At 56.7% G+C, this 20,736-nt stretch carries 18 protein-coding genes; 12 read left to right on the top strand and 6 right to left on the bottom strand.

Annotated elements, in window-relative coordinates; translation table 11 throughout:
* Window positions 1-106: 106 nt before the first annotated feature.
* The 5 genes from urtE to urtA all read right to left on the bottom strand — a co-directional run bounded on the left by urtE (window position 107) and on the right by urtA (window position 6,061).
* Window positions 107-802 carry an urea ABC transporter ATP-binding subunit UrtE gene (urtE, locus tag INHI_RS0117250; RefSeq protein WP_027248415.1) on the bottom strand — a complete coding sequence of 232 codons (696 nt, stop codon included), beginning with the start codon at window positions 800-802 and terminating at the stop codon, window positions 107-109.
* A 3-nt stretch (window positions 803-805) separates the two neighbouring features.
* The gene (gene urtD, locus INHI_RS0117245) at window positions 806-1,546 is read right to left on the bottom strand and encodes an urea ABC transporter ATP-binding protein UrtD (RefSeq protein WP_027248414.1); all 741 of its coding nucleotides are present in this window, start codon (window positions 1,544-1,546) and stop codon (window positions 806-808) included.
* On the bottom strand, window positions 1,543-2,745 hold the full coding sequence (locus INHI_RS0117240; protein ID WP_027248413.1) for an ABC transporter permease subunit: 1,203 nt from the start codon (window positions 2,743-2,745) through the stop codon (window positions 1,543-1,545). Before INHI_RS0117240 ends, urtD begins: the two co-directional genes overlap by 4 nt.
* A 3-nt stretch (window positions 2,746-2,748) precedes the next feature.
* Window positions 2,749-4,749: an urea ABC transporter permease subunit UrtB gene (gene urtB / locus INHI_RS0117235; RefSeq protein ID WP_027248412.1), complete on the bottom strand. Its 2,001-nt coding sequence runs from the start codon at window positions 4,747-4,749 to the stop codon at window positions 2,749-2,751.
* Between the two features lie 70 nt (window positions 4,750-4,819).
* Entirely contained in the window at window positions 4,820-6,061 is a 1,242-nt protein-coding gene (gene urtA / locus INHI_RS0117230) for an urea ABC transporter substrate-binding protein (protein ID WP_102870874.1), read from the bottom strand.
* 222 nt (window positions 6,062-6,283) lie between these two features.
* Between urtA and INHI_RS0117225 the strand changes: the two genes are divergently transcribed.
* The 10 genes from INHI_RS0117225 (at window position 6,284) to INHI_RS20595 (ending at window position 17,527) form a co-directional block, all read left to right on the top strand.
* Window positions 6,284-7,387 (top strand): urease accessory protein UreD, encoded by a 1,104-nt coding sequence (locus INHI_RS0117225; protein WP_367834108.1) that lies wholly within the window; start codon window positions 6,284-6,286, stop codon window positions 7,385-7,387.
* A 1-nt stretch (window position 7,388) separates the two neighbouring features.
* Window positions 7,389-7,691, top strand: a complete 303-nt coding sequence (locus INHI_RS0117220; protein ID WP_027248410.1) for an urease subunit gamma — start codon at window positions 7,389-7,391, stop codon at window positions 7,689-7,691.
* 24 nt (window positions 7,692-7,715) lie between these two features.
* Window positions 7,716-7,883, top strand: a complete 168-nt coding sequence (locus INHI_RS21150) for a peptidase M23 (RefSeq protein WP_102870685.1) — start codon at window positions 7,716-7,718, stop codon at window positions 7,881-7,883.
* The gene (locus INHI_RS0117210; RefSeq protein ID WP_027248409.1) at window positions 7,880-8,185 is read left to right on the top strand and encodes an urease subunit beta; all 306 of its coding nucleotides are present in this window, start codon (window positions 7,880-7,882) and stop codon (window positions 8,183-8,185) included. Before INHI_RS21150 ends, INHI_RS0117210 begins: the two co-directional genes overlap by 4 nt.
* On the top strand, window positions 8,185-9,924 hold the full coding sequence (gene ureC, locus INHI_RS0117205) for an urease subunit alpha (RefSeq protein ID WP_027248408.1): 1,740 nt from the start codon (window positions 8,185-8,187) through the stop codon (window positions 9,922-9,924). The genes INHI_RS0117210 and ureC overlap by 1 nt, the downstream gene beginning before the upstream one ends.
* Window positions 9,925-9,936: 12 nt before the next feature.
* Entirely contained in the window at window positions 9,937-10,419 is a 483-nt protein-coding gene (locus INHI_RS0117200; RefSeq protein WP_027248407.1) for an urease accessory protein UreE, read from the top strand.
* Entirely contained in the window at window positions 10,409-11,071 is a 663-nt protein-coding gene (locus INHI_RS0117195; protein ID WP_027248406.1) for an urease accessory protein UreF, read from the top strand. Before INHI_RS0117200 ends, INHI_RS0117195 begins: the two co-directional genes overlap by 11 nt.
* Window positions 11,068-11,682 carry an urease accessory protein UreG gene (gene ureG, locus INHI_RS0117190; protein WP_027248405.1) on the top strand — a complete coding sequence of 205 codons (615 nt, stop codon included), beginning with the start codon at window positions 11,068-11,070 and terminating at the stop codon, window positions 11,680-11,682. Before INHI_RS0117195 ends, ureG begins: the two co-directional genes overlap by 4 nt.
* 456 nt (window positions 11,683-12,138) lie before the next feature.
* Window positions 12,139-16,947, top strand: coding sequence for a hypothetical protein (locus INHI_RS0117185; RefSeq protein ID WP_027248404.1), 4,809 nt, complete (start codon window positions 12,139-12,141; stop codon window positions 16,945-16,947).
* 40 nt (window positions 16,948-16,987) lie between these two features.
* Entirely contained in the window at window positions 16,988-17,527 is a 540-nt protein-coding gene (locus INHI_RS20595; RefSeq protein ID WP_051338974.1) for a toxin-activating lysine-acyltransferase, read from the top strand.
* Between the two features lie 148 nt (window positions 17,528-17,675).
* Here INHI_RS20595 and INHI_RS0117175 read toward each other — a convergent pair whose 3' ends face one another.
* On the bottom strand, window positions 17,676-18,311 hold the full coding sequence (locus INHI_RS0117175; protein ID WP_036767146.1) for an SGNH/GDSL hydrolase family protein: 636 nt from the start codon (window positions 18,309-18,311) through the stop codon (window positions 17,676-17,678).
* A 92-nt stretch (window positions 18,312-18,403) separates the two neighbouring features.
* Between INHI_RS0117175 and INHI_RS0117170 the strand changes: the two genes are divergently transcribed.
* Both INHI_RS0117170 and rhuM read left to right on the top strand, forming a co-directional pair.
* Entirely contained in the window at window positions 18,404-19,339 is a 936-nt protein-coding gene (locus INHI_RS0117170) for an IS1595 family transposase (RefSeq protein ID WP_027248402.1), read from the top strand.
* Entirely contained in the window at window positions 19,332-20,429 is a 1,098-nt protein-coding gene (gene rhuM / locus INHI_RS20590) for a RhuM family protein (protein WP_051338973.1), read from the top strand. The genes INHI_RS0117170 and rhuM overlap by 8 nt, the downstream gene beginning before the upstream one ends.
* The last annotated feature ends 307 nt before the right edge of the window (window positions 20,430-20,736 follow it).

Here is a 20,736-nt window from a genome sequence, read left to right as displayed (position 1 = left end):
CGTTTCAGGGCGAGGGATCATACCAATATATGCATCACAGCCTACCAACCCCGGTTTACCGCAGCACGCTAGGCAGTTCCGCCGCAACAATAACGCGTCGCGAAAATCAGACGGATACACCCGCCAACAGATCAGCCCGGCTGACGTCGTCGCGACCACCAGCCAATGTGACACAGCCCTGACGAAGAACCACAAACCGATCTGCAAGTTCGTAGGCAAAATCAAAATACTGCTCTACCAGCACAATCGCCATCTCACCTTCGGACCGCAGATGCCGGATCACCTCACCGATTTGCTGGATAATATTCGGCTGGATGCCCTCTGTTGGCTCATCAAGCAATAGCAGTTTTGGTCGCGTGATCAGCGCTCTGGCGATGGCAAGCTGCTGTTGTTGACCGCCCGACAGATCCCCGCCGCGTCGATGCCGCATATCATGAAGCACGGGGAACAGATCATAGATCCGATCCGGGACATGGCGCTCGGCTTGTGGCAAGCACCCAAACCCGGTTTCGAGATTTTCCAGAACTGTCAGAAGCGGGAAAATCTCCCGCCCTTGCGGCACATAGGCAATCCCATTCTTGGCCAACTGATGTGCCGAGGCGGTGCCCAAAGACCGGCCATCCAACTCAATGATACCGCCAGACCGGGTATGGCGACCAGCAATAGCCTTCATCAGGCTGGTTTTACCAACACCATTTGTTCCCATAACACAGGTCACCTCCCCGCGTAGCACCTCCATCGAGATCCCATGCAGAACCTGAGAATGACCGTAGTGCAGAGTTACATCGTCGAGTTTCAACATCTCTCAGCGCCCCAGATAAACATCAATGACAGCTTGGTCCGCAGTCACATGGTCCAACGATCCCTCAGCGAGAACCGCGCCCTCGTGCAGCACGGTGACCCGGCAATTCAGTCTCCGGACAAAATCCATATCGTGCTCCACGACCACCACCGCGCGCGTTTTAGCCGCCGCAACCAAGATTGCTGTGGTTTGTTCCCGTTCTTCCAGCGTCATGCCCGCTGCAGGCTCATCCACCAACAACAAGCGCGGTTCTTGTGCCAGCAACATGCCGATCTCCAGCCACTGCTTCTGACCGTGGCTCAGCTCTCCGGCCCGGCGCTGCAATGCATTGCTCAATCCAACCTCGCCTGCCAGTTCTTCGATCCGGGCAAGGTGCTGCCGGAAGGGGCGATACCGCAATACGGCAAGTGGGCGGCGATCCGCTTTTAGCGCAAGCAGCAGATTTTCCTGAACCGTCTGCTCTTCAAATACAGTTGGTTTCTGAAATTTTCGACCAATGCCTTCACGGGCTATACGCGCTTCTGAACGGGCAAATACTGAACGTCGGCTCCCATCCCAGGTGATGCTACCGCTGTCCGGCGCTGTTTTTCCTGTGACGATATCCATGAACGTAGTCTTGCCCGCGCCGTTAGGACCAATGATCGCACGAAGCTCGGCCCTACCAATCCGAAACGACAAGTTATTGATTGCACGAAAACCATCAAAGCTGACAGAGACACCCGATACTTCCAGGAGAGGATTCATGATTTTGTCTTCCCTGTGCTGGATGACAGATCAGCAGTGCGGCGCTGCTGAGCCAGATCGACCAAGCCGCCAATCCCCTTCGGTGCAAATAGGGTAACCAGAACAAACCCCAGCCCCAGAACAACCTGCCACCAGTCGACCCAGCGAATAGTGAACAGCCCGAGGTCAACATCCGGCGCCTGCCCGCCTGTGAACCAGCTGGACAACAGCGATACGAAAACCGCACCAATCACCGCGCCGTAGAGCCGCCCCCGCCCCCCGATCGCCACCCAGACCGCCAGATAGATAGAGGCAATCGGCGCCATTTCAGCCGGGTTGATGATCCCTGCCTGCGGATAATAGAGCGCACCAGCGATGCCCGCGACGCAGGCCGTCCCGGTGAACATCACCAGTTTGTATCCCTCAACGGAATATCCAAGGAACCTCACCCGGGTTTCATTGTCGCGAATGGCACGCAGAACGGAGCCAAATTTCCCACTGGCCGCCCAGGCAGCGATCACATAGCCCAGCCCCAGCGCGAGAGCCGAACCCCAGAAGAACCATATCGAGATCAACGACTGCGGCACATGGGCTAAGCCTGGCAAATTCTGCAACCCGCTCAACCCGTTGTTGCCGCGCAAACCACTGTCGTTCTGAAACAGATAGAGCGCCAGTGCCAAGGTCATCGCTTGGGTGAGAATCGACAGGTAGACACCGGTCACCCGGCTCCGAAAGGCAAGCCAGCCGAAGGTCAGCGCCAGCACACCGGGGACAGCAACGATCAGGAAGAGTTGCAGAAGCAAACTGTCGGCAAAGGCCCAGACCAGCGGGAAACTGTCGCCGCCGACTACGCCAAAAATCTGATGCGCAACCGCATCTCGTATTTCAGTATCAGTTGGTGGCAGCACCGCGTCAGACAACGACGCCAACACCGTGTCCCGGGTCCGCTCGTACATCAGCCACATGCCGATCATATATCCACCCAACCCGAAGAAGGCGAAATGACCCAGACTAAGGATCCCCACATAGCCCCAGATCAAATCCATCGCGATGGCGACCAGACAGAGGCAAAGTGTTTTTCCCAATGTCTTGATCAGCGAGGTTGAGACAATTCCGACCCCCAATCCTTCGGATAACAGGGTGACGGCCAGTGTAAACAGCGCGAGGATCGAGACGAAGATCAGGACAGACGGGTTTCGGGCAATAAAGCTACGTTGCATGGATCAATCTCCCGCCGCACGCCCCCGTAGGGCAACAATCCCACGCGGCCTAAATTGAATGAAGATAATGATCAGCACGATCATATAGGTCTGTGCAGCAAGGGTATTGGAGGGATTGAGCCATTCGATCCCCTTCTGAGAGAAGCCGATCATCACAGCGCCTGCCAGGGTTCCCCAGATGCTACCGACACCGCCGACAACAACTGTCATGAAACTCTGCACGATGTAATCGTTGCCCAGCTCCGAGGTGACCTTTGCAAACAATCCGATCGCCACGCCCGCAATCCCCGCAATGCCAGACCCCAAACCAAAGGTCAGCATATTCACGCGGTCTGGATTGATCCCCATTGATGCTGCCATACTGCGGTTCTGGGTCACTGCCCGGGTTTCCAATCCCAGACGTGTGCGACGTATGATGAACAAAAGCAGCGCGAGAAAGCCCAGCGCCAGAACAAAGATCGCAATACGAATATAGCTGATCGATACCACATCGTTGACGATCCACGCGCCATCCAGCCAGCCCGGTGCGGTCAGCGGACGCGCTTGTGTGCCGAAGATGTTCTTGGCCAGCTGTTGCAGCGCTATCGAAATGCCGAAAGTAGCGAGCAGCGTCTCCAGAGGACGGTTATAAAGCCATCGGATCACCAACCGCTCCATCGCAATCCCCGCGCCAAAGGTTACGGCAAACGCAGCAGGGATCGCCACAAGAATGGAAAGCGTGTGATCCGGGATCACCAGCTGGATCACATAGCCAGTGTAGGCGCCCATCATAATGAACTCACCATGAGCCATATTGATGACTCCCATCACGCCGAAGGTGATCGCCAAGCCGATCGCTGCGAGGAAATAAATGGAAGCCAGCGATATTGCATCAAGAGCGAGATCCGCCGCTTTATGGAAGGCAACCTTGCGGTTGCTCTGTGCCAGCGCCATCTCCGCTGCATCTGTCACGGCAGAAGAGGCCTCATTGTAGGTATCGACGAACTGATAACGGGCAACTGTGTCAGTCATGTCCGACAATGTTGGACCAGGGCGTGCTAACCCTGAGGCGGCCAGCGCGCCGTAAGCTCTCCGCCGCGTGGACATATCCGAGAGCTGCGCCAGAGGAATGCCTGCCACACGTCCGTCAACAATATGCGCCTCAAGCGCCAGTCTGATCTCATCGTTTTGCAACCGCGGCTCGGCGAACCCTCTGGCAACCAACGCCGCATAGGCGTCGGCTTGGCTGAAGTCCTCACCGATACGACGTTCGGCTGCGACATTTCCAGTCGCTGGCTCTCCCTCTGGGTAAATCTGCAGCGAAATGTCCAGCAGCGGGTTCAGGGCCGCGCGCACATCAACACCCAGATCGCCCGACATCTCTTCTATTGCGGCAACCCGAGCCGTAGGGTCGTTATCAAAACGAATGGTCAGCAAGCGCTCCTGACGCTGCTTCAGCACGCGCAGGTCGTCGTCGGTTTCGCTTCGGATAGAGGCCCGCAGAGGCTCCAGCGCTTCCGCCGACGGATCACGTCCAATTGAGGTAACCGCAGCCCTACGGGTTGCCGCCACCGGATCGTTCAATTGGAACCGCACCAGAGCAGTGCCAATCAGGGCCCGCACGCCAGAATTGGGTTTGATCTGTTTGAGCTCCGCCCTGCCAACAGCCCCGACCACAGCTCCACTGTCCAGATCCGTCAGCTCATAGCGGCTATCGCCTATCGTATCACCACGAAAGAAAAGCCCATCCGACTTGCGCACGACCAGTTTTTTGCCCTGCCACAGCTGCAAAAGCGTCTGCACATCGCCCAGACCACTCTGCGCAACCGCGTCAATGGCGGGTTGAATCGTCCGTCGCGAACTGGCGATGATTAGGTCAGACTGTGACTGCAGAAGTTGCTGAAGGGGCGCATCCGGCGTCGATGATATCTCGGTTTGAGGCAAATCCGATGGCGGCATCGTCTGCGCCATGGCAGCCAGACAGCCCCACAGAACAAGCAGACCAGCGGCGAAAAACCGTGTCATGATAGGGATCATTTCCATTCAAGGAGAGCGAGGGTGGAAGGGGTCTCCCCCTTCCTTTTGTCCTGCGAAATCAGTAGTTAGACAGTGTCTGAACGCAGCTCTTGGTCTCGGTATTGTACATGCCGCAGCCAAGATCTTTCCAGTCCGAGGTCAAAACCGCAGATTCAGGAAGATAGTCCGTCCAGGCATCACCGGGCATCTCTTCGGTCTGGCTGATGATGTCGAATTGGCCGTTATCCAGAATTTCGCCAATCAGAACCGGCTTGGCGAGGTGATGGTTAGGCAGCATGACAGCTGTACCGCCCGTCAGGTTCGGAAATTCCTGCCCATACATCGCAGTTCGCACCGCGTCGACATCAGTGCTGCCTGCTTCTGTGGCAGCATTCACCCACATGTTGAAGCCGATGTAATGGGCTTCCATGGGGTCATTCGTGACGCGCTCATCACCCATGCGCGCCTTCCATTTCTCAACAAAGGCGCTGTTGGCCTCTCCCTCAGCGGACTGGAAGTAATTCCAGGCAGCCAGATGCCCGACAAGATTGGAGGTATCCAGGCCCGACAGCTCTTCCTCTCCCACGGAGAAAGCCACTACAGGGATATCATCCGCGCTGATACCAGCCGCTGCCAGTTCTTTGTAAAAGCCAATGTTTGCATCGCCATTGATAGTGGAGATTACACCAACTTTCTTACCGTCCGCACCCAAGGCCACGACATCCGCGACAATCTTCGACCAATCAGAATGACCAAACGGCGTGTAGTTCACAAAGATATCACTCTCCGCGACCCCCTTCTGATCCAGGTAACTGGCTAGAATATTATTGGTCGTCCGCGGATAGACGTAATCTGTGCCGAGCAACGCAAACTTCTCAACGCCAAGCTCCTCCAGGAAATAATCCGTAGCAGGGATCGCCTGCTGGTTTGGTGCCGCGCCGGTATAGAACACATTGCGCGAGCTTTCCTCGCCCTCATATTGCACTGGGTAAAACAGCAGGCCGTTCAGCTCCTCGATCACTGGTAACACCGACTTCCGGCTTACCGAGGTCCAGTTACCAAAAATCACATCCACCTCGTGCACGCTTAGCAGTTCGCGGGCTTTTTCCGCAAACAGCGGCCAGTTCGACGCGGGATCAACCACAACCGGCTCCAGCTCACATCCCAGAACGCCACCCTTAGCGTTCTGCTCGTCGACCAGCATTAGCATGGTATCCTTCAGCGTCGTCTCAGAGATTGCCATCGTACCGGACAACGAGTGCAGGACGCCTACCTTAATCGGGCAATCTGCAGCCAAGGCCCCGGTTCCAATGGTCGTCATCGCCAAGGCTACAATGGTGGCCGTCGTTGCCGGAACGAATTTTCGGGTGATCATATAGTCTCTCCTCGCCGGGACGGCGGCGGATCCCTTGCGCCGGAGCGCCGGATTTCCTACCTGTACCGGGCAGCTTCGTGTTGCATCCGTGTGGCGGCTGGCGAGATCGCAAATTCCTCCGGTCGTCACACATCCACGATCTCCGCGCATTGCGCTTTCGTGGATGTGATGAGCATTCTGCATCGCAGCGATTTTCGCAAACGCGTCGCGAAAGTGATCTGGCGCGAACCATGTGCGCGCCTTTTTTTTCAGCAACAATCCTACAATTGGCCTCTATTTTGCGCAGGGCTTGACGCAAAATGCCGAATAATCCGCTTTGCGCTGGCGATGGGTCTGCACTGTGATGAAATCAGCAGCATGACGCCCATACCTTCATCTCAATGCCAGCAATCGTACTGGCCGGACCGTGCGTGTGAACTGCCTGTAATCCGGGGCCAGCACGCCGAAACGGCACCTACCGCAGCAGTACAACCAGCGCCCCCGCGCGCAGTTGGAGATATCTCAGTCTCAACCAAGCGGCGTGGCAGCGCATCGGTCCTGGCCGGGCTCAGGCAGGTCGGCTCGCTGAAGCTCTTGTTTCCGCGCACCAATGGCGCTGCGCTGCAGGGGGTGATCGTCAATACTGCGGGCGGTGTGACTGGCGGTGACCAACTTGATCTGAATGCGACTGCTTGCGCCGGGACATCGCTGACCCTCACCACCCAAGCCGCCGAACGTGTCTATCGTGCACAGCCTGAAGAGACGGGTATGATCCGCAACGTGCTCAGCGTTGAATCCCAGGCCAGCCTCGCTTGGCTTCCACAGGAAACGATCCTGTTTCAAGACTGCAACCTAGACCGAACCCTCACCGTCGATCTACACGCACAGTCCCGCCTTTTGTTGTGTGAAACGCTGGTTTTTGGGCGGGCCGCCATGGGCGAGAAACTGACCAGAGCCAGCCTGAATGATCGCATCGATATTCGTCGCAGCGGACGCCCCCTGTTTCTGGATACGATACGTCTGCAGGGCGATGTCGCCGCACATCTGGCCAAACCGGCAATAGCCGGTGGAGCCGGAGCCGTTGCAACTCTGGTATACGTCGCGGCCGATGCCCAAGGCAGGCTTGATCCATTGCGCGCACAACTGGGTCCTACCGCCGGTGCCAGTTTAATCGACGATGACCTTTTGCTCCTGCGTGCCCTCGCTCCCGACAGTTTCGCTTTACGCCAGATGCTGCTGCCTCTTCTCCGTGACCTGTACGGCGCTTCCCTTCCCCGACCTTGGATGATCTGACATGAATCTGACCCCGCGTGAAAAAGACAAACTTCTGATTTCCATGGCGGCAGAGGTGGCCCGACGCCGCCTCTCGCGCGGCGTGAAGCTGAACCATCCCGAAGCCATCGCTCTGATAACAGATGCGGTAGTCGAAGGGGCGCGCGACGGTAGATCAGTCGCCGACATGATGGAAGCGGGTGCGCAGGTCATCACCCGCGACGACTGCATGAACGGCGTCGCCGAGATGATCCACGACATCCAGGTAGAAGCAACCTTCCGCGATGGCACCAAGCTTGTCACCGTCCACAACCCCATTCGCTGATCCACATCCAGGAGACCTTAAGCCATGACACCGCACCCTGCATTATTCTCTCTCTTGCTACTGATCGGCAGCCCTGCCCTTGCCCATAGCGGGGCACATGTTCATCCCCACGGCGCCGAAACTTGGCTTCTGGCGGCCTTGGTCGCGACCGTGATCATTGGCTGTGCAAGCCTTCTGTGGCGGCGCAAATGATCCCCGGCGAGCTTTTCCCCGCTATCGGCCATCTGGAGCTGAACCCGGATCGCCCTGTTACCCATTTGATGGTGGCAAACACCGGCGATCGGCCGATTCAAGTCGGGTCGCACTACCATTTTGCCGAAGCAAACCCGGCGCTTGACTTTGACCGGAATACCGCACGCGGCCAGCGTCTTGATATTGCAGCGGGCACCGCCGTGCGGTTCGAACCGGGCCAGCGCCGCGAAGTGCAGCTAATCCCGATATCCGGCGCACGGCGCATCTTTGGCTTCAATGCTGCCATCATGGGGAATCTCTAATGCCATCCCAAATCACCCGTGCCGATTATGCAGCGATGTTTGGCCCTACAGTAGGTGACCGCCTGCGCCTGGCGGACACCGATCTGGTCATCGAGGTAGAGCGCGATCTGATCGCCGAAGCCAGCGGAGGCGGCAAGGCTCTCCGCTATGGCGAAGAGGTGAAATTCGGTGGTGGCAAGGTGATCCGCGACGGCATGGGCCAGTCTCAGGCGAGCCGCGCCGAGGGGGCCGTCGACACGGTCATCACCAATGCACTGATCGTGGACCATAGCGGCATTTACAAGGCCGATGTGGGCCTGAAAGGCGGGCGCATCGCTGCAATAGGCAAGGCGGGCAACCCGGACACACAACCCGGTGTCACGATCATCGTCGGACCGGGAACCGAAATCATCGCGGGGGAGGGACGGATCCTGACCGCAGGCGGGTTTGACAGCCACATCCATTTTATCTGCCCCCAACAGATTGAGGAGGCGCTGCACTCCGGGCTGACGACCATGCTCGGCGGCGGCACCGGCCCCGCACATGGTACCCTCGCCACCACCTGCACGCCGGGACCGTGGCACATCGGACGTATGCTGCAGGCGGCTGACGCCTTTTCCATGAACATGGCCTTTGCAGGCAAAGGCAACGCATCACAGCCCCGCGCACTGGAAGAGCAGATCACCGCAGGTGCCTGCGCAATGAAGCTACACGAGGACTGGGGCACCACCCCCGCCGCCATCGACTGCTGCCTGTCAGTGGCGGACGCGATGGACGTGCAGGTGATGATCCACACCGACACGCTGAATGAATCTGGTTTTGTCGAACATACCGTCGCTGCACTGAAGGGGCGCACCATTCATGCCTTCCACACCGAAGGCGCGGGTGGCGGACATGCCCCGGACATCATCAAGATCTGCGGCGAGGCACATGTTCTGCCCTCCTCCACCAACCCCACACGTCCGTTTACCGTCAACACCATCGAAGAGCATCTTGATATGCTGATGGTTTGTCATCACCTCGACAAGTCCATCCCCGAAGACGTCGCATTTGCCGAAAGCCGGATCCGCCGCGAAACCATCGCAGCCGAGGATATTCTGCACGACATGGGCGCCTTTTCGATTATTGCCTCAGATAGCCAAGCCATGGGCCGGGTGGGAGAAGTTCTGATCCGCACCTGGCAAACCGCCGACAAGATGAAAAAGCAACGGGGGGGCCTGCCGGAAGAGACCGGCGAAAACGACAACTTTCGCGTCCGCCGCTATATTGCCAAATACACCATCAACCCTGCCATTGCCCATGGCATTGCCCATGAAATCGGCAGTATAGAAGTGGGCAAGCGGGCTGATCTGGTTCTTTGGAACCCTGCATTTTTTGGCGTAAAGCCGGAAATGGTTCTGCTTGGTGGGTCTATCGCCATGGCGCAAATGGGCGATCCCAATGCCTCGATCCCAACGCCGCAGCCAGTCTATTCACGCCAAATGTTCGCAGCCTTTGGCCGTTCGGTGGAAAACTCATCCGTCACCTTTGTTTCAGAGGCAGCCGAGTCAGGCGGAATTGGTCAAAACCTTGGCCTCGCCAAACAGACCTGCGCAGTCAGGAAAACGCGCAACATCGGTAAATCTGACCTGAAACTCAACACCGCCCTGCCAGAGATCAAGGTCGATCCCGAAACCTATGAGGTCCGTGCAGATGGCGAGCTTCTGACCTGCGCCCCGGCCGATGACCTGCCGATGGCCCAGCGCTATTTCCTTTTCTGACGGAGCCTTCCCATGTCCCTCCCCCTAAGCCAACACAAGATCCACGCGCATGATGCCGATGACCGGATCACCCTTAACTATGAGGATCGGTTTCTACGGCGCAAAGTGCTGACCAGCGATAGCGGCCTGCGGTTTCTGGCGGATTTTCCATCCACGCAATCGCTTGATGCAGGCGACGCCTTTGTGCTCAACGACGGGCGCAAAATCGGCGTCCGTCCGGCAAAGGAGGAGCTGCTGGAAGTCACGGGAGACCACATCCTCCGTCTGGCCTGGCATATAGGCAACCGTCACATGCCCTGCCAGATAGAGACCAATCGCCTGCTGATTCAGCGCGACCATGTAATCCGCGACATGCTACAGAAACTCGGTGCAGCATTGTGCGATGTGGTGGAACCCTTCACCCCCGAGGGCGGGGCCTACGGCCATGGCCGCACCCATAGCCATTCACACTCCCACGCACATGGCGAAGGGCACACGCATTCCCATGCCCACTGATGCACAATTGCTGACCTTGGCGCAGTGGTTTTCGCCCGGATATCCGGTGGGGGCGTTCAGTTACTCGCACGGGTTGGAATGGGCGATGACCTCCGCTGCGGTCAGTACAGCACCAGAATTGCAGGACTGGATTGCAACAGTTCTAAGGGACGGCAGTGGCTGGTCTGATGCACTGTTTCTTGCTGCGGCCTATCACGCCCCGAATACTGATGCCGTGACACAGATCGACGCTCAGTGCCGGGCCTATGCACCATCCCTGGAACGCCTTCGCGAAACTGACCTGCAGGGCGCGGCCTTTTGCCAAATCACCCGCAGCGTATGGCTAAAAACAGACCAGAACGGCATCCCGGCCAAACTCACCTATCCCGTTGCTGTCGGCTTTGCGGCAATCTGCTGTTCAATGCCCTTGCAGGCGACCATCGCGCTGCACCTGCAGGCCTTTGCTGCAAACCTTATCGCGGCAGGTCAGCGCCTTGCCCCAATCGGACAAAGCGAGGCGCAGGCGTGCCTTAACGCCCTTGCGCCGCTTTGTCAGGACATTGCCGAGCAAACCAACGAAGGCGACCTCGGGCAGCTGTCTTCTACCAGCTTCCTCGCCGACATTGCCGCAATGAAACATGAAACCCAGCATTCAAGGATCTTTCGCACATGACCACTCTCAACGGCCCCCTGCGTATTGGAATCGGTGGACCGGTCGGCGCAGGCAAAACCACCCTGACTGCTGCGCTGAGCGAGGTTTTTCGCGACAGCCACTCAATCGCGGTGATCACCAATGACATCTACACCCAAGAAGACGCCGAAGCGCTGATGCGCCAGCAGATCCTGCCACAAGACCGGATTCTGGGAGTGGAAACCGGCGGCTGTCCCCATACCGCTATTCGCGAAGATGCATCCATCAACCTTGGCGCTATCGCAGAAATGCGCGAGCGTCATCCTGATCTTGAGGTCATCCTGATCGAAAGCGGCGGTGATAATCTATCGGCCACATTCAGCCCGGAGCTCGCCGATCTGACAATCTACGTTATTGATGTCGCCGCAGGAGAAGAAATCCCGCGCAAAGGCGGTCCTGCAATCACCCGCTCGGACGTTCTGATTATCAATAAAACCGATCTGGCCCCCCATGTCGGCGCGGATCTATCAGTGATGGAGCGCGATGCGAAACGCATGCGAAACGAACGCCCCTTTGTCTTTGCCAACCTCAAGGCTCGCGACGGTGTCGACGCCATCCGCGCGCTGATCTGCGACTTGGGCGGTATGAAGTAAGGTAGCACGCAGGTCCCTTCCAAAACGCAAGCGCCCAGTCAGGGTTCAACCTGAGCGTGCCCTTTAGCGGCTCGTCGGCATGCCTGGCGAAAACACAGCATTCACACCTGTGAGAGAACCGATACATCCCCATCCCGGGGCGATTCGCCGATTTTGTGAACATGTGATGTAATAATAGAAATGCGTCACTACGGCTGAGACCTGCGACAACTGCCTTTGTAGATCAACAAGTTGATACGCCCGGCCATCGCCCTTGAACGCACTTAGTTTCAGTTTGGAGGTTTCTGATAACCCCTTGAGCACGCGCGCGTTATTCGCACTTAGCGCGGACTGGATCTATCCAACCCTGCGATCTGGACATACGATGACGGCGGCGCTTTTTTCAGCGTTTGCGTGCACGGCACAACCGTGACGAAACCGGATCACACTCTGCCCCCGTCAGAAAGGTCGCATTATATGCTGAACGAAGAACAAGCCGCCATCCTGGAAACCTCAGTCATTGCATATGACACGATCTTTGCGGATCTGGGACCGGAGGCGCGGGACTCGTTTCGCGATACGGTTCAGACATTTCTTGAATCCGGGATCGCCATTCCAGAGGTCAAGTCGATCAGCAAGGCGACCAACTACTCGAACTGGAACTACAATCTGGTCAAAAGCCTGAAAGGGAAAATCGCCGGAAAGGATCTGACCGGCGAGGATGAAGACAATAACGTGGAAGCCCAATGGGCGGAGTTTGTCGCCAAAGACCTGAAAATCGTTGGCAAGATCGTCGCCGCGGTCGAACAGCAGTACGCCGCAGGTGAACTGGCAAACACCAATGAACAGTTCATCAACTCAATCAAGGGCACTGTCACCGACGACATTTCGAAGTTGAATGTCGAGCTTGATGTCCTGCGGGCGCAACACGACCGGCTGAGTGATCCGAACCACCCGGATTTCGATGCGGCGGCGGCTGATAAGATCAGCAAGGAAATCTACCGCACCAACGCAGTGGTGGATGCTGCTGAAAGCCTTCAGACAAAACTCGCGACCTTCTCAAAAGGTGGCGACATTGGCGAACACACCGCAAACCACGCAGAGTATCTGCAAGCCCGCATCGACGCGCTGGAGATCTCTCGCCAGGAAAAGCTTGAAGAATACAAGACCTATGCTGCCGAGACCTACACCGGCAGTGATATCCTTGCCGCCAACAAGAAGGCCGAACTGGAAGCGGTTTCGGCAGAGTCACTTGATCTCATCAATCTGAAAGAAAAAACTGAGGGGTTTGAGGAATACAGCAGCACCGTGCGCACGGCGTCGCTGAAGGCGGGCGTCAATGTGCTGAGCACCGGACAGGCAATTTCGGCCTTTGCGGTGAAACCCGACAACACACCCGAGGGCCATGCCGCAAATGCCGGTTTCCTGGGTGAGGCCGCGCTGGGGGCGGGCGGTGATATTCTTGAGGCCGCAGGGCACCTCAAATTCGCCAAGGGGGCAAAGGGCTTTGCCGCGCTGTCACTGGTTGGCGGCGCCGCTGGGAGCTTTGTGCCGACTGCCAAGCTGCTGGCGGATCCCGACTTGCCGGATGAGACCCGCAAGATCGTACAGGCCGAAGTCGGTCTTCAGGGCACGGCACTGGCCTTTGCAACGGTTGAAAACGTGCTCGGCATTGCGGAACTGGCAGTGAAGGCGGGCAGCAAGGCCGCCAATGTGCTTGGCAAGGCAGTGCCGGTGATTGGTGCCATCGGGTCCGTCGTCGGAGCCATCAACCCGGCAAAATGGGCCGAGTTCGACCAGAAACAGGACCGGATCGACGCGATCCAGAAATCCGACACCTACAGTTCAGGTCTTCTCAGCGATCTGTTGCAGGAATCCAAGGACGCAGAAGCCGCGTTTTACGGTGTGACCACTGGGCTTGATGTTGTCACAGGGGTGACCTCGGGCGTGCTGGCCGCAACCGGCGTGGGGGCGCCCATCGCGGCTGCGGTGGGGCTGATCGGCGGCGCAATTTCCGCGATTGTCGGGGCGTTTGAACAGGTCGCGCTTGAAGCGATTGCCGACAAATACGCCGAAAAGATAAGGACGGATGAGAACGGAAACCCACAGACCGTAGAGGAGTTCTTTGACGGCAGTTTCGATCAAAAACAGGAAAAGACCAAAGCCCACTACACCGATTTTTTTAGTGATCTGGTCGCCGATGAAGACGTTGATCAGGTGATTGCGCTAGGGGGTCAGGGGCTGGATGTTACCGATGTCGAGCTGGCGGCAATCAGCAAAACCAGCGGCGAGCTGAACAAGACCGCCAAGAACTATGTCGAGACCTTCACCAACAATGGCTGGCAGACTGGCGACCGTGCGCTCACGCCGAGCGAAGGCAGCAATATCAACGTCATTCAGTTGCCCAACGCCAATGGTGCCAAATCCTACCTGACCTTCACGACGCCACTGTTCTCCGCCGGGACTGAGGAAACTAGCCGCGAAGAAACCGGCAAGAACGAATATCAGACAACGCTCAAGATCACCGATCTTTCGGGCTGGAATATCCGCGATTACGGCGCCAACCAAACCAGTTTCAACATGAGCAAAGTCGTGTCCAGTGCAGAGGATCGCATGGGCAACAAGATGGAGATCGGGATCGACATCGATGCGGGCGGCGGCGATGACACCCTGTTCTCTTACGAAAGCCAGGTCACTTTTGATGGTGGCAGCGGGCAAGACACCGCCTCTTATGCACGGCTGTCCGAAGACGAGCTGTCGCGCGGGCTGTCGATCTCTAGTTCTGACGGCACCACCTATGTGTATAAGAACCTCAAAGCCGGTTCAAAATACTACCAGGAGTCCATCGACTCCCAGACAACCAATCACGGCAAGCGCACCGAAGTTGTGCAGTTCCGCAAGGTTGGGCTGGATGAGCGCAGCGAGGCGCATTCCGTCAGAGACACCCTTAGCAACGTTGAGATTCTGCATGGCTCGTCTCTGGGCGATTACATGTATCTCGACACATCGACCCAGCTTGAACAGGTGTTCGGCTTTGGCGGTGATGACCAGATCGACGTCGGCGCGACCATTCAGGTTGTTGGCGGCGGTGAGGGTGACGATCTGATCAACCTCGACCACGCGCTACTGGAGAGCTACTGGAGCGGTCAGAAGGAGGAGCTCTATCTTGATGGTGGCGCTGGCGACGGAGACACCCTGGGCCTGAGTACCGAGAGCTTCAAACGTTTGGTAGACGAGTTGGAAACTGACCAGATCCGCGAACAAACCGCATCTGAGATGGCCGAAGCCCTGATCCCTCTGGTGACCGACAACCGGGATGAAGAGGTTGCGAAAACCGCGGCTTCGCTCACCAATATCCTGCGCAGCACTGACGATACTGCGCTGAAACAACTCAACGTATGGAATACCGAAGCCGCGCATATCACGCTGGAACAGGAAGGCGTCGACGGAGACACGATTGTTCATTCGCTGTCGGACTACCGCGAGGCGATCAACAACGGCATTACCAATGTGAATGCCGACGGGACCACAACTGAGCTGGATATCAGCGTCGACGTTGCGGGGAACCACTCCGTTGCAATCCTCGGGACGGAACACAACGATACGATCAAGGGGTCATGGAAAGATGATTACCTCTATGGCGGTGCCGGGGATGATCAATTCAGCTACAGCAATATCCACGGCGGCAATGATATCCTGGTCGGAGGCGAAGGCCGGGATGTCTACAACATCACCTATTTCCCGGCCAGCCATGGAGGCGGCAGCCAGGGTCACCACCTGATCACCGGGCCAGAAGCAGAAGACATCAAAGGTGACGTCCTCAACATCCATATGCGCGAAGACGGGGATATCTGGTTCAACTCATATGGCGACGACTTGGTCATCTCACTTGGTGCGCACTCCTCTTTCACCGTTCAGGACTATTTCATTGATCGTCCGGGCCTGAGCACCAGCAACCAGGTCTCCAGCAGCAGTTGGGCCGGGTGGACCACCCAAGACGGGCTGTCGCAGGCGGACCTTGATACCATCCTGCAGGACGGCAACAGCGCCAGCACCTTCCGGGTCAATGTGGTCACCTCCAATGGTGCGGATGTCAATTTCCGCCACGGCGCGCTTGGGGCTTTCGACAGCACCTCAGCCGCGGCACCCAACAACGCCTTCAGCACCCTGCGCGCAAATTATCACGCGTTCCGGAATTCGGACGACATTTGGGCAACGCACCGCGACAATGGCGACAGCCCATACAGCAGCACATTCGCCGATGCGCTGGGACAGGCACGGGATGCCCAGACCGGCGGTGCAGTTCTGACCGCCGAGGGGCTTGCGACCTTAGAAGACATGCTTGCCAACCGAGACGGCAGTTACAATGTCCTGCTCGGAGACGCGGGCCAGAACAAACTGGTCGGCGATATGGACGCGAACCTCATTAGGGGCAGTGGGGGAGCCGACACGATTTCAGGTGGCGCTGGGAATGACCTGATCGACGGGGGTGCCGGTGCAGACAATCTGGATGGCGGAGCAGGATTTGATGTCCTCAGCTATGAGGGCGCCACCAATGGCATTGTTCTGTATTTTGACAACCCGGCTAAGGGCTGGTCTTCGTTGGTCGCTGACATTGTGAACGACAACGTAACACCATCCAGTGAGAGCATTGAAAACTTTGAAGGGGCCGTCGGAACCAGCTTTACCGATATTTTTGTTGGTAATGACGGTGCGAACTTTTTCAAAAGCGGCGATGGCAATGACGTTATTTCCGCGTACGGCGGAGATGACACAATCCATGGCGGCGAGGGTACCGATACGCTGCACGGCGGCGATGGCTTTGATGTGCTGAGCTACGAGGGCCATTCAACCGCGGTGCGGATCAAACTGACTGAGCAGACCTCGGAGTTCATCCCCTCGCCGACCAACTATGTTGCCGGTGATCATATTTCCGGGTTCGAAGGCGTCATTGGCTCTGATTTCGATGATGACCTGAACGGCACCGCAGGGCGCAACCTTCTCGAAGGCGGGGCGGGTAACGACCGGCTTTCCGGGGGAGACGGGTTTGATACCTTCGTCTTCCGCGCGGGCCATGGCATGGACCGGATCACTGACTTCACTGTCGGTGAAGACAAGCTGATGTTTGATTTCGGCGGATCGGTGGATGGCTTTGACATCTCGGTCATCGAAAGCGCAAATGGTGAAGAGACCCACACCCGTATCCAAACCGCAGACGGCGACCTGATCGATTTGTTTGGCGTGGAAATTGATGAGCTGGGAGCGACTTCCTTTGTCTTCGTCTGACGTCACGACCGCAAGACCGTCACAGCAGGAAAGCAGGACCATGGACCAACAACAGAACTTTCAGACCTATGGCAAGATTGCCTGGCTGTGGTCCAATTCCGTCCTGCACCGGGATTGGACGGTCAGCCAGCAGGCAGGGTTCATCCTGCCTGCCATCGCCAGTCAGCAATATTACATCGTTGAAAAGGACGGCTTTCCGGTTGCCTATTGCAGCTGGGCGCTTCTTGATGAGGACACCGAGGCCGCCTACATCCTCAATCCCAACAACCTCGATCCTGATCACTGGAACAGCGGCGACCGCCTGTGGTTCATTGACTGGATTTCTCCATTCTCCCCGAAATACTCCTGGACCCTGCGCAGCGCACTGGTGAAACGCTACCCGGACAAGGTCGCCCGCGCGCTGCGGGTCAAGAAAGACAATGAAACCGCACGCATCGCCTCCTTCACCGGGCATGGACTTGAGAAAGCCCAAAGCCGTACAATCAAACGGCAATACTACGAGGACATGGTCGAAGGGCTGGCCAACAACCCCAAGTTCGGCAAAGATTTCTTCCTCTCCGGTCTGAGCGCTGGCGATTGATGACGAACGCCGGTCCGTTCTGAACGGTCCGGCGCGACAGTGCTGAATGATTCGGTACTTGGCTTTCCTACCCCACTCTCCCGGTTGTGCCCGCGAAGCTTGGAATTCACATATGAGCAGAGGCAGTCATCGAAAAAGATAACTGCAGTCAACGAATAAGAACAGGTGCAACAAAATCGGCAATGCGACCTGACCCTTGCCGGGACGGGTGGACGCGATCCCTGGAAAAGAGGGACAGATCATCGGATTGGAACACCGAATCCAAATCCAAAACAATCACCCCCTGATCTGCTGCCGCCATGCGATCCAGACGCTCCTTCAATATCCGGTATGGCACAACGCAGCTTGTTCCGGCGTATCGCGGAGCGGTGTAGTAGTCCAACCAGACCACGCGGGATCCACGGCGGCGTAGCTCCGCAACCAGCTCAGGAATTGCCCCCCTCGACCCGCTCTCAGAGATCAGCCGGTCAAGCACGCTGTCGCAAACCCTACAGCCACACCCGCTGCCGCTCAGGTCATTGGCTCCGCCATTCAGCACCACCCAATCCGCCACAACGCCGTTCAGCTGAGAGGGGATGTTCAAAGCTCCTCCCCCCCCGATAAGCCGTGCAAATGACAGCGAGACATCTCCCACAGGCTCCCTGAGACGCCTTTCCAACCCATCTGCGACCGAGTCACCGCCGCTGCGGTTCCAGGCCATGATAGAGTCTCCGGCCACAACGATACGTGCTTCATCTGGCACGCTCCGACCACACGCACAAAGAAGCAGAATACCCAAAATCATCAAATGTTTGGGGCCTATATACTTAACTAGCCATAAATCTATTGCGTACTTTGGCTAGTTAGGTTACAAGGGTGTTGTAAGGAGCAACGCCCATGCCGCAAGATCAGCCAGAGACACTTTCGACTTTCGAATTCTTTGCCAAGTTCCCTGATGAGGAAGCGGCCCGCAAGTTCTTTGAAGCCCGCCGTTGGGGTGATGAGCCCGTTTGTGGTCACTGCGGTTCGGTCAGCGTGGCCGAGTGCAAAGATCACAAGCCCATGCCTTATCGCTGCAAAGACTGTCGCAAGCATTTCAGCGTTCGTACTGGCACTGTACTGGCTGAGAGCCGCCTTCCCCTGCTCAAGTGGCTGCTTGCCATCTACATGCTCACCAGCGCCCGCAAGGGTATCCCTAGCACTCAGATGGCCCGCGAATTGGGCGTTACTCAGAAAACCGCATGGTTCCTTGCTCAGCGCATCCGCGAGACATGGATGAGCGGCAAAGGTAACGGCGACATGGGCGATCACACTCAGGTTGATGAAACCTATGTTGGTGGCAAAGAGAAGAACAAGCACGCGGACAAGAAGTTGCGTGCAGGCCGTGGCGCGGTTGGCAAAACCGCAGTTGTAGGCATTCGTGACCAACATGGCGAAGTGCGCGCTATGCCTGTCGAGTGTACCGATGGCACAACGCTCGTGGGTTTCATCAAAGACAACGCCCCAGAGGGTGCAACGGTCGTCACAGATGAATTCAAATCATATCGCAGCCTTCCCAAGCATGGCTTTGACCATAAGACAGTACGTCACTCTGCTGGCGAGTACGTTCGCAACATGGCCCACACAAACGGCATTGAAAGTTTCTGGTCACTGCTTAAGCGGGGCTACATTGGCGTTTATCACTACATGAGCACAGACCACCTGCACCGCTACGTGAATGAGTTCTCATTCCGCCACAACACCGCCAAAGCGGGCACCATGAACTTCATCAACATGACAATTGACCGGATGGACGCGAAGCGCCTGACATACAGGGAACTGATTAATGGCTAAGAAGCCCGACATTATAGAACCTATTCGCGGAACCTTTGACGAGGTGGTTGCGGCTATCGCACCGAAGGTTACCAAGGCAGCGCCTGTAGAGGTGCTATCCGGCGATAATTTCGAAGTCGTTCAATACTCGATTCAGGGTGAATCCGACCCCGTGGATTTTCGACTTGATACCGAAACTGAAAGCATCTGGGCTACACAGGCCCAAATGGCAGAATTGTTTGAGACGACACAGCAAACGATATCATACCATCTGGGCAACGTTTGGCGAGATGGTGAGCTTGATGAAAATAACAATACAAAGAAAGTTGGTATTGATGGCTCAAAGAAGCCTGTAACGGTCCATAGCCTCGATGCCATTATCTCGGTCGGGTATCGCGTGAACTCCACTAAGGCGACACGCTTTCGCCAGTGGGCTACACAGACCATCAAGGCGTTCATCGAAGAGGGCTATGTCCTCAATGATCGCGCCCTACGTGAGTCGCCTGAAAAGCTAAATGCGCTTGCTGCAAAACTACGCGCGCTTCGCTCGGAAGAAACGCAGATTTACGCTAAGGTACGCGAGTGCTTCAAGGTTAGCGCGTCTGATTACGAGCCGTCGTCCCAAGAAGTTAAAACCTTTTATGCACTCTTGCAGGACAAGTTCCACCACGCAGTTACAGGGCAAACTGGGGCAAAGATCATCTTGGATCGGGCTGACCATCGCGACGAAAACATGGGGGTTCAAACATTTGCCGGAAAACAGCCAAAGGCGTCCGAGGTCGTCGTTGGTAAGAATTACCTCAATGATGATGAACTGTATCGGCTTCATTTGCTGTCAGAGCAATTCCTGCTCTATGCGGAAGCGTCCGCGCTGCGCGGCACGCCTATGACAATGGCGTCGCTGCACAACAAGCTAGACCGTTTGCTGGAGGTGAACGATTACCCAGTGTTTGACGGGTGGCGAAACTTTAATGCTGAAACGGCTAAGAAACACGCACGCGCTGAGTTGGCGCTCTTCAAGAAGCGCAAGAAAATTGAGGCTATGGGCATAGAATATGACGAGGAAGCACTGGCGGCTGGAGAATACGACGACATTTTGATTGAGGGTTAATCTACTGTGAAATGTGTTTTTGGGCGAATGCCGATACGAGGGCACCAAGACTGCCGGAGAAAACGACTGTCTGAATTTTCGATAGTTGCAGATCGGTTAGCCACCCCCATGGCGTCAGGAAGTGAAAGAGCCAAACACCCATGCTGGACACAAAGACCAGCGCGAAAAACCACATCATACAAACAGCAATTTTCCCCGAATGCCGCAACAAGCGAAGGGTGTTTTCATCCTTCGTACCTTGCAAGGATTCCTGATCTGGCCACTTCGACTTTTCAGCTTTAGCAACAGCGTCTTGCTCCCACTCATG

The sequence above is a fragment of the Phaeobacter inhibens DSM 16374 genome (assembly GCF_000473105.1).
GTDB classification, from domain to species: Bacteria; Pseudomonadota; Alphaproteobacteria; order Rhodobacterales; family Rhodobacteraceae; genus Phaeobacter; species Phaeobacter inhibens.
Note: the sequence above shows the minus strand (reverse complement) of the source record. Positions and strands in the feature narration are given on the sequence as shown.